At 33.4% G+C, this 14,757-nt stretch carries 17 protein-coding genes (1 of these 17 running past the window's edge); 1 reads left to right on the top strand and 16 read right to left on the bottom strand.

Annotation, left to right across the window (positions count from 1 at the left end; genetic code table 11):
- Together QOX03_RS06835 and QOX03_RS06830 are read right to left on the bottom strand one after the other, a co-directional pair.
- Positions 1 to 828, bottom strand: partial view of an OmpP1/FadL family transporter gene (locus tag QOX03_RS06835; protein ID WP_283670546.1) — the 5' portion only. The gene continues 579 nt to the left of window position 1, outside the view; the window shows 828 of its 1,407 coding nt (coding positions 1-828); its start codon is at positions 826 to 828; its stop codon lies off the left edge, out of view.
- Positions 829 to 833: 5 nt separating this feature from the next.
- The gene (locus tag QOX03_RS06830; RefSeq protein WP_283670545.1) at positions 834 to 1,823 is read right to left on the bottom strand and encodes a hypothetical protein; all 990 of its coding nucleotides are present in this window, start codon (positions 1,821 to 1,823) and stop codon (positions 834 to 836) included.
- A gap of 176 nt (positions 1,824 to 1,999) precedes the next feature.
- On the opposite strand from QOX03_RS06830, the gene proS reads away from it, so the two are divergent.
- A complete protein-coding gene (gene proS / locus QOX03_RS06825; protein WP_283670544.1) occupies positions 2,000 to 3,475 on the top strand; it encodes a proline--tRNA ligase in 1,476 nt (491 codons plus the stop codon).
- 161 nt (positions 3,476 to 3,636) lie between these two features.
- Here proS and QOX03_RS06820 read toward each other — a convergent pair whose 3' ends face one another.
- From QOX03_RS06820 to QOX03_RS06755, 14 genes are all read right to left on the bottom strand, one after another.
- On the bottom strand, positions 3,637 to 4,074 hold the full coding sequence (locus QOX03_RS06820; RefSeq protein ID WP_283670543.1) for a universal stress protein: 438 nt from the start codon (positions 4,072 to 4,074) through the stop codon (positions 3,637 to 3,639).
- Positions 4,075 to 4,207: 133 nt separating this feature from the next.
- Positions 4,208 to 4,753 (bottom strand): thermonuclease family protein, encoded by a 546-nt coding sequence (locus tag QOX03_RS06815; RefSeq protein WP_283670542.1) that lies wholly within the window; start codon positions 4,751 to 4,753, stop codon positions 4,208 to 4,210.
- A 72-nt stretch (positions 4,754 to 4,825) separates the two neighbouring features.
- On the bottom strand, positions 4,826 to 5,896 hold the full coding sequence (locus tag QOX03_RS06810; RefSeq protein WP_283670541.1) for a hypothetical protein: 1,071 nt from the start codon (positions 5,894 to 5,896) through the stop codon (positions 4,826 to 4,828).
- Positions 5,883 to 7,163 (bottom strand): hypothetical protein, encoded by a 1,281-nt coding sequence (locus QOX03_RS06805; protein WP_283670540.1) that lies wholly within the window; start codon positions 7,161 to 7,163, stop codon positions 5,883 to 5,885. The genes QOX03_RS06810 and QOX03_RS06805 overlap by 14 nt, the downstream gene beginning before the upstream one ends.
- A 15-nt stretch (positions 7,164 to 7,178) precedes the next feature.
- Positions 7,179 to 7,784 (bottom strand): J domain-containing protein, encoded by a 606-nt coding sequence (locus QOX03_RS06800; RefSeq protein WP_283670539.1) that lies wholly within the window; start codon positions 7,782 to 7,784, stop codon positions 7,179 to 7,181.
- A complete protein-coding gene (locus QOX03_RS06795; protein WP_283670538.1) occupies positions 7,784 to 7,981 on the bottom strand; it encodes a hypothetical protein in 198 nt (65 codons plus the stop codon). The genes QOX03_RS06800 and QOX03_RS06795 overlap by 1 nt, the downstream gene beginning before the upstream one ends.
- A 14-nt stretch (positions 7,982 to 7,995) precedes the next feature.
- Positions 7,996 to 8,427: a hypothetical protein gene (locus QOX03_RS06790; RefSeq protein WP_283670537.1), complete on the bottom strand. Its 432-nt coding sequence runs from the start codon at positions 8,425 to 8,427 to the stop codon at positions 7,996 to 7,998.
- A gap of 6 nt (positions 8,428 to 8,433) precedes the next feature.
- Positions 8,434 to 8,787 carry a hypothetical protein gene (locus QOX03_RS06785; protein WP_283670536.1) on the bottom strand — a complete coding sequence of 118 codons (354 nt, stop codon included), beginning with the start codon at positions 8,785 to 8,787 and terminating at the stop codon, positions 8,434 to 8,436.
- Complete coding sequence (locus QOX03_RS06780; protein ID WP_283670535.1) at positions 8,784 to 9,248, bottom strand: tetratricopeptide repeat protein; 465 nt, start codon at positions 9,246 to 9,248, stop codon at positions 8,784 to 8,786. The genes QOX03_RS06785 and QOX03_RS06780 overlap by 4 nt, the downstream gene beginning before the upstream one ends.
- Positions 9,249 to 9,555: 307 nt before the next feature.
- Positions 9,556 to 10,074 (bottom strand): hypothetical protein, encoded by a 519-nt coding sequence (locus tag QOX03_RS06775; RefSeq protein ID WP_283670534.1) that lies wholly within the window; start codon positions 10,072 to 10,074, stop codon positions 9,556 to 9,558.
- 64 nt (positions 10,075 to 10,138) lie between these two features.
- A complete protein-coding gene (locus QOX03_RS06770; protein WP_283670533.1) occupies positions 10,139 to 10,906 on the bottom strand; it encodes a hypothetical protein in 768 nt (255 codons plus the stop codon).
- Positions 10,903 to 11,217 carry a DUF6804 family protein gene (locus tag QOX03_RS06765; RefSeq protein WP_353616888.1) on the bottom strand — a complete coding sequence of 105 codons (315 nt, stop codon included), beginning with the start codon at positions 11,215 to 11,217 and terminating at the stop codon, positions 10,903 to 10,905. Before QOX03_RS06765 ends, QOX03_RS06770 begins: the two co-directional genes overlap by 4 nt.
- A 313-nt stretch (positions 11,218 to 11,530) precedes the next feature.
- On the bottom strand, positions 11,531 to 12,481 hold the full coding sequence (locus QOX03_RS06760) for an NAD(P)H-dependent flavin oxidoreductase (RefSeq protein ID WP_283670532.1): 951 nt from the start codon (positions 12,479 to 12,481) through the stop codon (positions 11,531 to 11,533).
- A 182-nt stretch (positions 12,482 to 12,663) separates the two neighbouring features.
- On the bottom strand, positions 12,664 to 14,733 hold the full coding sequence (locus QOX03_RS06755; RefSeq protein WP_283670531.1) for an FUSC family membrane protein: 2,070 nt from the start codon (positions 14,731 to 14,733) through the stop codon (positions 12,664 to 12,666).
- Positions 14,734 to 14,757: the final 24 nt, after the last annotated feature.

Genomic DNA, 14,757 nt, shown 5'->3' with positions numbered 1-14,757 from the left:
ATAATACTTTGTATCTCGACCAGCAAAGAAGTTATTGGTTCCCTTTTCAATAAAATATTCATAAGAATTTTCATTCAAATCTTTGTACCAAGTAGGTGTTTCATAAGCTAGCCCCAATCTGAATTCAGGTGTGATGCGTCCTATTACACCAGCAGTGATAGAGAAGCCACTACCGACTACACTATTGGGAGAATGATCTTGTGTATAGACAAAATTATTATTATCCACAGGGTCATATTCGCTTAATGCATTGTAGCGAAAGCTTTCAAATTGTTTTGCATTAAAACCTAAACCAAAATTGAGTTTATCTCGGTAATTCGCGGCAAATGAAAAATTTGTATTAGAAATTTTTGAAGTTAGATCATTTACAAAGCCGTTTAAATTTGTAGACTTTAAATCTGTAGTTTTATTGAAATTTTCGTTATTAACAGATTCTTCATAATTAAAACTAATCGCAAAATTTCTGAAGTTTTCACTAGCTAAATCGTTAAAAACCAAAACACCACCTGCTTGTGATAAATTAAAACGATTAGTTTTATCACTATTGTTCCCATTGGCTTCTAGGTGAGTGGAATTCGTCCCTGCAGTAACAGTTACTTCTGAGTTTAAGAAAACAGAAGCTCCAGCTGGATTTTTTTGAGTAGCACTGAAATCACCACCCAAAGCCCCCATCGCTCCACCTAGAGCTTTGTATCTGGAAGTTCCCGTTAAACTCCCGTTATCAGTAGCATGATATAAGTTTTCAACGTAATTTAGATTTAATTTATTTTGCGCAAAAATCCCTGTAGTGCAAAATAATGTACTTAATAAAAATATATTTTTTTTCATGTTAATTATCTTCTTATTCTTGTTCCTGTTCCAGAACTTCTTGCTGGGCTTGACGTTGTATTTGATGAAGAATTAGACCAATTGGAAGAGCGAGATGTGTTAAAATCTGAAGCTCTATTGGTGCTTACATCGCTTCTTCGGTAAATCACTCTATCCTGATTTCTTTGATTTCTGATAGAGTTTCTATCATAAGCCTGTCTTTGCTGTGAATTAGAAGTATTCACTTCATTGATGCTTCTTTTTCTTAAGTTGGTATCGCTAGAGTTCCAATAACTGGGAGTAGAATTAGTCATGTTAACGTCACTTCCTCTTCTTATGATTCCTGGATTGTTTGAAAAACCTGAAAGATTAATACTATTTACATTGCTCGTCATTCCCTTACCTCTCGTGGCGGGAATTGGCCTTACAAAATTAGAGTTATCCCCATGGTAGTAAGAGCCACCATAGCCATATCCGTAAAATCTTGAATAAGGGTAAGTGTAGCCATAGTAAGGATAAGGATTATAAAAGCGATTAAAGGCATAAAAATCATAATAATTCATGAAATAAGGATTGTAAAAACCATGATTATAAAATCCTCCAAATCTAGGATAACCAAAACCAAATCCAAAATATGAACTTAAACGATTGGGGAAATAAAACCCTGAATGGAATCCAAAATTAAAACCATACGGATAAGAATTAAATCCATAGTCTATCTCTGTTCCCTGATATTTTCCCCATTGGATGTAGTCATTCTGATAGGGATCTACGACAGAAGCGATAGGGTCATTTTGATAGATCTCCTGTTCAAAAGATTGAGGAGCTTGCGTGTTTTTATCAAAATACTTCCCGCCCAATCTCACGATTCGGTCATTATTAATTTGATTTTTACTTTCTTGATAAGTTCTGTCACTTGGTGAAGAGTAGATTCCATCAAATTCTCTATTAGCAAAAGTTTGCGTGCTCATGCAAGACGCAAAGCTTACTGCAATGATACCGAGTAATACTGGCATTTGCAGATTTTTTAAATATTTTAGTTTTAAACTCATTGTATTGATAATTTCTTCGCTAAATTTACCAAATTATACAAGATTAACGTATTTTGGCTTTGTTAATATTATGTCAAAACTTATGCCACTTAGTGTTAACTTAGAATTAGAGAATATTAAAAACATTATAAATCAAATAGATGGCGAAACTTACAAAACGTAAAGAAGATTATAGCAAATGGTATAACGAATTAGTCATTAATGCCGATTTGGCAGAAAACTCAGGGGTAAGAGGCTCCATGGTCATTAAGCCTTATGGCTATGCTATTTGGGAAAAAATTCAGCAGGAATTAGATCGAAAATTTAAAGATACTGGACATCAAAATGCTTATTTCCCTTTATTTGTGCCAAAATCACTCTTTGAAGCTGAGGAAAAAAATGCAGAAGGCTTTGCCAAGGAATGTGCGGTGGTAACACACTATCGCTTGGAGGCAGATCCCGATAATAAAGGGAAGCTGAGAGTTGACCCCAAAGCTAAATTAGAGGAAGAACTAGTGGTGCGCCCTACATCAGAAGCCATTATTTGGAATACGTACAAAAATTGGATTCAGTCATACCGAGATTTACCTATTTTAGTCAATCAGTGGGCAAATGTGGTGCGTTGGGAGATGAGAACGAGATTATTCCTCAGAACAGCCGAATTCTTATGGCAAGAAGGGCATACAGCACATGCAACCAAGAACGAGGCAATAGAAGAAGCAGAATTGATGTTGAATGTTTATGCCGATTTCGCAGAAAATTTCATGAAAATTCCTGTTGTCAGAGGTCTGAAAACAGAATCAGAAAGATTTGCTGGCGCAGAAGAAACCTACTGCATCGAGGCGATGATGCAAGATGGGAAAGCTTTGCAGGCGGGGACATCACACTTTTTGGGGCAAAATTTTGCCAAAGCTTTTGATGTGAAATATGCGACTGCAAACGGAGATTTAGAATATGTGTGGGCTACCAGCTGGGGTGTCTCTACACGACTGATGGGGGCCTTGATTATGACTCATTCAGATGATCAAGGTTTGGTGCTGCCTTCTACACTGGCGCCCATTCAAGTAGTAATTGTCCCAGTTTACTTTAATGATGAACAAAGAAATTTAGTAGCCCAAAAAGCTCATCAGCTAAAATCTGAATTAATGTCAAAAGGCATTTCGGTGAAATTTGATGATAGAGATACCTTCAAGCCAGGTTGGAAATTCAATGAATATGAGTTGAAAGGTGTACCGGTGAGAATAGCAATGGGACCAAGAGATTTAGAGAAAAATCAAATTGAGGTTGCCCGAAGGGATACTGGAGATAAAAATTTTATAAGCCTTGAAAAATCAGTGGAGCATATATTAAGCCTTCTGCAAGAAATCGATGAAAATATTTATCAAAAAGCAAAAGATAATAAACAAGAATTAACTACAAAAGTAGATACTTGGGATGAGTTTCAGAACGTTATAGAAAACAAAGGCGGTTTTGTGAGTGCTCACTGGGACGGGACTACAGAAACCGAAGAGAAAATTCAAGAATTAACGAAAGCGACCATTCGGTGCATCCCGTTAGAAGCAGAAAAAGAAGAAGGTAAATGCATTTTCACTGGGAAGCCAAGCCAGCAACGGGTATTATTTGCAAAAGCTTACTAAAATCTTTTTTTTAGAATCCACTAAGAGCTTGTTTGAGATTTAAACAGGCTCTTAAAATTAGAATAAACCCGCTGTGCATTATGAATTAAAAAAGAAAAAGTTGTTCATTTAATTGAAAATCAGTAAATTGATTTGGCTAAAAAAACATTTGCATATTAAATTTAATCTAAATTTGGAACGACGAAAACAGGAAATTTTGATTCCTTTATAACATCATGGCAAACGCTGCCTACCAATGCATTATATAGATTTCCATGACCTTTTGACCCAAGCACAATGGCATACGGTTTTATTTCTTCTGCCGTTTCTAAAATGATTTCTGCAGGGATGCCTTGTTTCAGGAATGAATTACAATTGACTCCTGATTTTTCAATCTGATTTTTTAAATTATTGAGATGAACCGCATCTTTTTCTAGAGCGGTTTCTTCCAATTCTGGTAAATATTGAAAGCCAACCTCGCCTAAAATAAACCCGACGTCTAAGCTAACGACATGAATTAAAATAATCTCAGCAGACAAATCTTGAGCAAAATGAATGGATTGCCGAATAATTTCATCGGTAATATTGGATAAATCAACGGGCACGAGTAATTTTTTCATAACAGATTTTATTTTAGATGAAGATAAGCTTTTTTTATAAAGATTTACAATTTAATAGTTCATTTTTTTCTAAATGAAAATCAATCTTGCTTAGGGTTTGAAAAATTTTTTAAGCCTTTAAAAAAAATAAATTTTAGGGGGATTTTTTCTTTTTCCGCCAAAGCCAGGGCGCGACGGGATTAGGCTCTGCCCATAAACCTAACTTTTTAGCACGAGCCTCAGCCTCTAAAACTGAATAAACGCTATCGGTAGAAAATTTCACATAATGCCACGCTAAACCATTTCTCACCATTGCTAAATTACAATTTGCTCCGATTTGGTTTTTAATCACCGCAATTAGGCGTTGGCTTCTATCTCTTCGTCCGTTTTTTCCTTTGGAAACCACCATTACCTCTTGCCCAAAACACAAATCAGATAACATTTTTTTGGCTTCCATACCAAAAGGTTGAGAGCCTCTTTTCTCGGGAGCGTCAATATGAGCTAACCTGATTTTGGTAGGGATGCTATCCCAAAGCACTTCCACCGTATCGCCATCTGTAACACCAATAACTTTAGCTTTGAACTGCAAACTATCTGCAGTAAGCTTAGCAACTTTGGCTGGCTCTGCCTGACTAATTTTCTTCCCATTTGGTTGACAAGCGAATACGTTCACCAACATCAATAAAATCCATCCTTTCATTTTGCTAAAATAAGAAAATCGGAGGATTAGTCCGATTTTGTGAGAGGTTATTCAAGTATGATTTGTTGATTATCACTTTAAAAATTCACGAACAATATTGATTGTTTCATCAGTATTGTTATTGTGTAGTCTAAAGAAATCATCATTATTATCATTGATGTTTTGAACATTCATGTCTTTAAACCATTTTTTCCAATAAGCTGATAAAAATTCTTTGTGCCAACCTATTCCATTGTCTCTTTCTGTAATTTCTAAAACTAAAATTTCAGTATTAGGCAATGTATAATTCATGTTTGGAATAAATAAATTATTTTCTTCTAACAAATCTACATGACTACCATTTGCTACTGCTGATTTCCAAACATTATTGTCCTCAATTTTAGTATATATTTTATTATTTGCTTCTAAATAACCATCTGTTAAAATAATTACTTTATTAATATACTCTGTATTGATATCTGATTTTTTAATTCTATCAGGCAAAATCCTTTTGAAATAATATACATAATCTGCACCTGATGTATTTTTAAGAGCAGTTTTATATAATTCATTTAAATTATCTTTAAATTTTGCTTCTTTTTCATTTAAATAATCCAATGCCCTTTGGTTGTTTTCTCTATTAGTTAAATCTATAGTTAAACCTTTTGCAATATCACCAAATATCCCATTGGCTTGGCTTTGATCTGTAACTTCAAGAACTAGTTTATCTTTTGATTTATTATTTTTCGCTCTTTTGAAGAACTCTTCATATATTTTTTCTATGATTTCTTTATCATATTTAGCGGTATTGGGAATTTGGTTAATACGAAAAGATAAATCAGGAACAATAATGAGATTGAGTGCTGGTTTGGTATCTGAATAAACTCTGAACTTATTATGCCATTCTGCAATATCATTATCTGAAAGTTTCATAGTAGCTAATTTTTCTTTTACAGATTTAATTAACTTTTCTCTACCGTTATTGCTATTAATATCATCTATATATTTATTCCAAATATTTTCTACTTGCTCTTGATTAGATGCTTTTCTCATTTGTTTTATTGCCTCCTTACTTTTGGAAGTATTCAGGCTGAATATAGCTACAAATACGCCAAGAAGGAGTAATACAACAATAAAAAACTTATACTTTTTAATTAACTTCATGATTATCTAAATTTATTCCAAAGAAATTTTTATCTGTTTTTATTTCTACTGATTTACTCCAGCCATCAGATTCTTTTTTTACAAACCAATTTTCTGCATTTTCTAAAACTTTTTTGACTATTTCCTCTGCTCTATTAGTGTTTTCAATCATTAAATTCACATAAGATTGATATCCTTTTAAAAATTCTGCTATCAATTGTTTCAAATAAACTATATTCAATGGTAATCTACCATTTTTATAGTCTTCAATATCAATTTCCTTCTTATCTATGCTTATTTTATTTCTTTCAATTTCTGATAAATTTGACTTTACTTGCTTATCGTTCTCTACTATAGAGCTTCTAAATTCTTCCATTTTTTCTTTTAGCAAAGAAATTTTATTTTTAGTTTGCTCTACTTGCGAATTTGGGCTCAATCTATCTTCCTCTTCAAAGTAAGCATTTGACAAAAGACTAAAAGTCATATACATTGCAAAGTTTATTAATAAGACTATCCAAAAATGAGCGTCAGTTACAAAAAAATCAAATTGCCAAGGTTGTGAATATAAACCATCTTCATAACCTCTGTTGTAAATTGTTTCTGCCAATTTATAACCAATAATTAAATCCACTATTAGCACAATTCCTAATGTGGCTATAGAAGCAATTATTTTTTTATCTCTTTTAAATTTACCATAAAAATATCCACATGCAATCGGTATAATAGAAATAAAAATAGCAAAAACAAGTATTCCAATACCTTCTTCAACTAAATCAGAGAATACAGCCCCCCTAATGAACTGATCACCTTCTTCTAAGCCCAATATTGCACTCCCAAAAGTAGCCATATACGCTAATAGTGTTCCTATGAGACTTATTATTGAAAATGTAGCATATAAATTTAACTTTGATTTATCTTGTTTTCTCCTACCACCAGTTATTTCTAAAATTTCATTTTCTAATTCAAGAATTTCATTTTTCTTTTCATCTATTAAATCATTTAGTCTTTGATTTTCAATTGAAAGATGTTCATTATTAGCTCTTCTTTCCTCAGAATTTTGTTTGAGTTTTTCAATATCTTCATTCAATTTATCAATTTTATTTTTTATTGCATTTTCATCTAATTGTTGTTTGGTCAAAAAATCGCTATAAACTTCATTTAGTCCATTTTGAATAGAATTTGGATTACATTTAGTTGCTTGGGCAAACTCTTTACCCCATTGATTGAATGTCACTCTTTCTGTTTCTACTGTATCATTTGAATCATTAAGAATCCTATTTTCGCTCATAAATTTTGTTTTTAATTATACGTTATGATTTTCTATTTTCTTTGATGATAATTTATATGTGTAATAGCCTAATAATAAAAGGAATAAGCCAAGGATGACTACTGGGATATTACCATTTGAAATACCTAAAATAATGTTTCCAACGCCACTCATAAACAACAATCCACCTATCATTACCAAAATGGAATTTCCCAAATAAAAGCCTGTTTCTTTTGCGACTCCTAATAGTAATTTAGAAAAATCATCAAAAGCCATCTTTGCAAATCGTTCAGCTTGCTCTCTAGCATTTTCTGTCCATTGATTTAATTTCTCATCTTCATACATGGAATAATTCCATGATTGAGTTGTGTTTGAATTTTCAGCTCTATCATTTATTTTATCACTTTTGTAATTTCCTTTTTTTCCAAAATAACGATCATATTCCTTGTCATATTTTGCTCTTGCTTCTTCATCATACAATATCTGAAAAGCTTCATTAATTGAAATAAATTGATGATGTGCGTCAGGGCTATTGTTCTTATCTGGGTGATACAATAATGCTAATTTTCTATATGCTTTTTTAATTTCAGATTTTGTAGCATAAGGATTTACACCAAGTGTGCTATAGTGGTTCGGTATCATTATTTTTTCAATGTAATATCATTATCATTATTATTATCTTTTTTGTTATTCTTGAATAAACTTCTATAAATTAATGGTATAGCTAATGCACTAAGCCACATGATAGCTCCTCCATTCGCTGCTTTTAATACTGTCAGTCCAAAAACAATTATAAAAGAAACGACTACAAATACGATTATTTTGCCTACTTTGTTCATAAATTTTGTTTTTATTAATTATTTATATTTTTTAAATAATTTTCAGCTTCTCGCTTAGTCAATCCATCATCTAAAAGATTTTGAATACTAATGTCACGTTTTATGGTTTCATACATCACGTTTTGATCTTGATTTTCATCAAATTTCCAAACTAGCCTATGTATTTTTCCTGTAGTGAATGAATGCCAATCCCAAGTGATTTGTATTTTTTTATCTATTTCTATGAGTTTAAACATCATCCCTGTAGATGTGATTCTTATATTATTTGAATTAATTTGTTGAAGTCTGGTAGTAGAGCTTCTTGCCATAATTAATTCAATCAAGGTGTTATATTTTATTTTCAGACCTCCATATTTTTCAACATTTTTGATGTCTTTATTCCCTTTATATCCTATGTATAAAAAATAAGTTACACCTAATACTACAATAATTAATATCCAGCTCATTTTTTATTAATTTTTATTTTTAATTAATGCTACTAAAATATTTAGCAGAAAGGGAACTATTGATGCTAAGCTAAACAACAGTAGAACTGTGAAGAAACCATAGTCCCTCTCAGATACTACCCAAATAAAATGTGCTATAACGCTCACAACATAGCCAAACCCTCCTAAAAAGAACGACAACAATACCCCCATTATAAAGATAGATAATTGCAACATTATGTAAACGCCAAGGAAGTCTCCTACACTATCAATACTTTTGGCTGTACTATCCCCTACTAACATTACAGAAGAACAACTCGTGAATAGTACTAAACTAAATAGTATTAAAAATACATTTCTAAATTTTTCTAAAGATTTCATATTTCCAAATTAAATATTCCAACAAATTTTTCCTGAAGCATGTTAAGTCTTTCACCTGCTTCTTTATTACCATTTTTATAAGCTTTTCGTAGCCAATAATTGGTTTGATAAAATGACATTTCTACCCCTTCGCAAAAAAAATAACACTTAGCTAAATTTAGCTGAGCTTCTGCCAATCCTTGTTCAGCAGCTTTTTTGTGCCAATAGAAAGCTTTTTTCTCTGATTTTTCAACACCTTCACCTCGGGCGTAACAAACACCTAAGTTATACTCAGCTCGTCTATAGCCTTGTTTAGCAGCCTTTTTATACCAATAGAATGCTTTTTCATAAGACTGCTCCATGCCCTGACCACTATAATAACAATTCCCTAAATGGTATTGAGCTTTAGCATTTCCTTGCTCTACAGATTTCATATATTTAGAAATATTTTCGTCAGAAACCAGTTCTGTTGTATTATTCATTCCACTTTATTTTTATCTACAAACTTCTGTACAACTGCTCATACTTATAGTCGCCATAGCTAATAGCCCTATTTTTATTATCTGTTTCATATTTTATTTAAAATGGGGTTCAATAGGTTTTGTAATGTATTTCAGTAGGTTTTATACCTTATTTAGGTAGGTTCCGAACCTAGTTAAATACACTTCCGAACCCTATTCAATAGCCTTTTTAACCTAGTTGAGGTAGGTTCTGAACCTAGTTAAATACATTTCTGAACCTAGTTAAACCACTTTAAAAACCTACTAAAATCCATTTTTGAAATGTGTTTTACTCTGCTTTTGGCAGTATATTTTTCACTATACCACCTTTGGGTTCATCTTCTTTTTCAGCAACCCTTCCGCCAGAAAAATGCTGTTTTAGGCTGCGGTAGATGGTATCGCTTCCTGGTTCGTTTTCGCTCGCTAAATATTTCATATACTTATAGTATGCAATAGCGGCATTGTAGTTATCAAAATCCAGAAGAATTTTGGTATCCGAAAACATTTCTGTAATTCTTGCCAATTTTCTCAAAGGTTCTTCTACCTGCCCTCTGGCGGTATAGTCTTTATCAAACTCCTCCTTATCTATGGTGCGTGGCAACAAGCTGGGATCTTGCTCCATAAAGGCTTTGCACTTGTCTACAAAAATTTTGTTTCTATCGGCAATGCTACCGTATTGTCTTCTTTCTTCTGGGGAGAGGTTCACTGCTTTTGTCTTGATGATGTTGTGAAGCTCCTGAATTGCGGTGTTGATTTTCTGTAATTCTTCTTCAGAAAATTCTAACGAGATTAGATTGTCTAGTGCCATAATATTTAATTTTTTGTGATTAATATTTTATTTATTTTTAATTGAATGATTAAAAATATTGCTACTATTTATAATATTCTATTTTTCTCTCTGTAATTGTATTAGGCTTATTATTTTCATATTCTTTTCTTTGAGTCCAATTGTCTTTGGAATCATATTCATATTGATAAGTCCATTTTTTATCCAAACGACCATCAGCATTGTACCAATTTTTCTCTACTATATTACCCTTATTATCATATTGATAAGTCAATTTATCATCCAAACGACCATCAGCATTGTACCAATTTTTCTCTACTATATTACCCTTATTATCATATTGATAAGTCCATTTGAAATCCAAACTACCATCAGCATTGTACCTATTACTCTCTACTATATTACCCTTATTATCATATTGATAAGTCCATTTATCATCCAAACTACCATCAGCATTGTAACTATTTCCCTCTACTATATTACCCTTATTATCATATTGATAAGTCAATTTTTTATCCAAACTACCATCAGCATTGTACCAATTTTCCTCTACTTTATTACCCTTATTATCATATTGATAAGTCCATTTTTTATCCAAACTACCATCAGCATTGTACCTATTTTCCTCTACTATATGGCCTTGTTCATTGTATAATACATATGCATTCTCAAATGCAAATTCTCTCATAATTCCTTTCTCTACTTTGCCAAATTTTTCAACAGCATCATACGGAATTTCTCTCACAGATTTTACCCTACCTTTTAAATTAGCTTCTTGTAAATCTGTTTTTTTCTCATTATATCCACAGCTTATCATTAGTGTGGCACAAATCATTAATAATAATATTCTCATTTTTCTTTCTTTATCTGAATTATCTGAATCACTAAAAACACCGCTACCAGCACATCTACGATATTCCATAAAGTTCTGCCGAGTGCTATTTTTTCAAACGGCTGAAAGAGTATCGCTAAAAAAATATAGAGAATGCCCAACGCTGGATTATTTTTTTCACAAAAAGAGGTATAAGCCAAATACGCAAAACCCACAAGAGAAGCCAGCCTCACCAACTGAAAGTAGCCATAGGGCATCGGTGCTAAACAAAGCAGTAATAGAATTGCAAGTATGGTTTTAATCGTGTTTCCCATCATTAAAATTTTGGGCATAAAAAAATCCTTGCAGGTAGCGCAAAGCCATCTACAAGGATTTCCTTTTTGTTAAGGGGGGAATATTTTCTAAGTCTGTGTTGTGTTGTGTTGTGTTGTGTTGTGTTGTGTTGTGTTGTGTTGTGTTGTGTTGTGTTGTGTTGTGTTGTAATAAATTAATAGACTACAAGATACGAAATCTATAAAGTTTTCACAAGTTTTTGAAACAAAATTTATAACAAACATAGAAACCTCTTTTGTAAAGAAAAATTAGAGCACAATGATATGAAAAATTTCCTTAAAATTTAATGAAATCTAAAAATTTTTTAAGCCTTTAAAAAAAATCCAAACAATTCATTTCCTTTTTAGCAGAATTAAACTCTTCAATCAGTGATTTAAAAACATCATCCACGCTCAGAATCTCATCTACCAAAGAGGCACATTGCCCGATTTCTAGTTTACCTTCGTCTAAATTACCTTCAAACATACCTTGTTTTGCACGTCTTTCCCCTGCAAGTTTTATTAAATCTTCTTTGCTCGCATGGCTGGAATAAGCTTGCTGAATTTCATCAAAAAATTTATTCTTCACCAAGCGCACATTGCCAATTTCTTTTAGGGTAGAGTAGGTGTCGCCATCTTTCAAGCTTTTGACTTTTTCTTTGAAATTTTGGTGCACAGAAGCTTCCCGAGTTGCCACAAATTTTGTCCCCATTTGCACAGCATCTGCGCCCAAAGTCATTGCGGCTAAAATTTGTTTTCCAGTAGCGATGCCTCCAGCAGCAATCAAAGGTTTCTCGATATTTCGTGCAATATCAGGAATCAGGCAAAAAGTCGTTGTTTCCTCTTTCCCCAAATGGCCGCCAGCCTCAAACCCTTCACAAACGATAGCATCTACCCCAGCATTTTCTGCTTTTTTAGCAAATTTGATGCTGCTGACCACATGGGCCACTTTAATGCCATGACTTTGAAGTTTCTCAGTCCAAATACTCGGATTCCCTGCACTGGTGAAAACAATTTTTACTTGATTCTCAATAATGATTTGGATGTGTTCTTCGATATTGGGGTACATCAAAGGCAAATTCACACCAAAGGCCTTGCTTGTAGCCTTTTGTGTTTTAAGAATATGCTCTCTCAAAACCTCAGGATACATGCTACCAGCACCCAAAATGCCTAAACCGCCAGCGTTAGACACTGCAGAGGCCAATTCCCAGCCACTCGCCCAAATCATCCCCCCCTGTATGATGGGATACTGAATACCAAAAAGTTGACAAATTCTATTTTCCATTTTTTAAAGGTAAAATTTTTCAGGAAAATATCCTAAGGCTTAGAAAATTTTATGGATTAAATTTTTAATAGAAAAATCAGAGATTTCGGAAGAAAAGCTTATTTGGAATTCATTGCCATTGGTAATGAATTTCTAAACGCGAGCAAGGAGTTTCACAAAATTTTTTAAGCCTTAAAAAAAAATTAAAATTCAATATGTTCGCCCGCTTCTTTCAATTCTTGACTTAGTTTTAAAATATTATCAAGAAACAAAAGATTCTCAGTATCTTTTAGCTTTTCTATTGGTAAAATAAAAGATGTTTCAGTGGGTACTGAATTTTGATTCCCTAGTTGCAGGTGGAGCAAGATTTCATCTAGAAGTTTAATGATTTGATTTTTGATGAAAAAGTCATTTTCATTGAAATTCAAATTTTTACGATGCACGCCCAGCGCTGAAATATAACTTAATAAAGTATGATTGAGGTAAGTAAAATTCCGTGCTGGGGTGATGAGTTTTTGTTTCGATTTTGGCTCGATCCGCATACTTTTCCACACTTGAGCCAATTGATTATCTGCACGGTGAGCGTTTCGCTGGTGGTGCAAATATTCTTGTGTTGAAATTTGCTGATTCATCACACTTTCAAAGTAAATTTTATCTTTTTCTATCGCTTTGATTAGTAAATTTTTTAGATTTTTATACTGCCACTCTGGCCAGATGAAGCGGATGGAAAGGTAGGCAATTACAGAGCCGATAAGGGTATCGATGATTCTGGGAGTCATTACCTGCACTCCAGTCCCCTGCAAGAGGTTGTAAACGGCTAAAACGTAAACGGTGATAAAAATGGCAGCAATGATGTAATTTCCCCTTAAGTACTTGAAAAATATAAACATACTGGCAATCAAAATGACTACTTGCCCTGCAGTCGTGGGCATTAGGAGAGATAAGGTGATGCCAATGATGACTCCCATTAAAGTCCCGATGATTCTTTTAAAAAAGCGTTGGCGTGTAGCATCATAAGTTTGTTGGCATACAATGAGAGAAGTTAGGATAATCCAAGCTCCTTGCTCGATTTTGAAAACATTCATAAGTGTGTAACCAACAGCAAAACAAACACTTAGGCGAACGGCATGCCTGAATTTACTGTTTTTGGGAGAGAATAAATCTCGCCATTTTTTTTCATCAAAGGTGTATTCTAAATTGATATTAGCTGGGGTATGGCGTGCTTCAAATGTTTCTTCCATGGATTTGATGTTTTTCCACAGATAATTAATTGAAGCTTGATCTTTGCACAAATTTTGGTGCAAGAGTAGCTCTAAGGCATTAGACGTCCAGCGGAGACTTGGCGAGGACTGGAAGGTGTTTTTTTTCAAAATGTTTCGGGCATATTCATCACTGGCTTTACCGAGTTCTCTCAACATTTTACCCAAGCCCGCTACCACCAGAGAGGAATTCACATTTTGGCTGATGGAATCATAAGATTCGTGGCTAGAGACGGCTCGCTCGTGCAGTAATTGCAGTTGATTCCATTCAGAAACGTATTGGTTGAATTTAGTCCTTTGATGAAGGTTCAGCTCTTGCCCCAAACGCTGTAAAATATTTTTAATTTTTTCTGACTGAGAAAATAATTGAATATTGATTAGCGCCAATTCATTTCTAATTTCTTCCTGCTCATTTGCAGAGCTAGGGAAGAATTTGGATTTCATTCTCAGGTATTTAGCTAGTAATTGATAAGCGTTGGCTAGCTCATTTTGTAGATTTTGATAAGGATTGAGCAATAAAATGACAATGGAAGTTGCCATATGAATAATCACTGCAACTACAAAAAGGAAAGGAATTCTAAACCAATCAGCCTCAGGTTGATAAATAAAAATAGAGTAGAGAATAATTAAAACAGAGCCAAAGGCTAAGTGATTGTATTTGGACTTTAGTTCCCCTGCTAGCATGATGAAAAAGCTAGAAGAGACCAAAAATACCCCAAAAATAATAGGGTAGGGCAATAGCAATTGAACTAAAGATGAAAAAATGAAGAATAAAAACCCAATAAGAAGCGTAGAGCGTAAACTGGATTTGATGTGGACATCATTCTCAGTCAAAGCGGTGGCAACAATCCCCATGCTCACAGTCAGCCCTGCTTTTGGGATTCCTAATAAATAAAAAATGCCCAAAGCCAAAATAGCACTGAAACTGATGCGTAGTGCCCATAGATTTTCAGGACTTTCTAAGAAATTGTTTTCCCAGAATTCGATGCTTTTTTTTAAATATTTTTTGACCAATTTTTTTTAAGGCTTAAAAAATTT

Source organism: Candidatus Ornithobacterium hominis (genome assembly GCF_951229915.1).
In the GTDB taxonomy this organism is placed as follows: Bacteria; Bacteroidota; Bacteroidia; order Flavobacteriales; family Weeksellaceae; genus Ornithobacterium; species Ornithobacterium hominis.
This window is presented reverse-complemented; position numbering and strand designations above follow the sequence as displayed.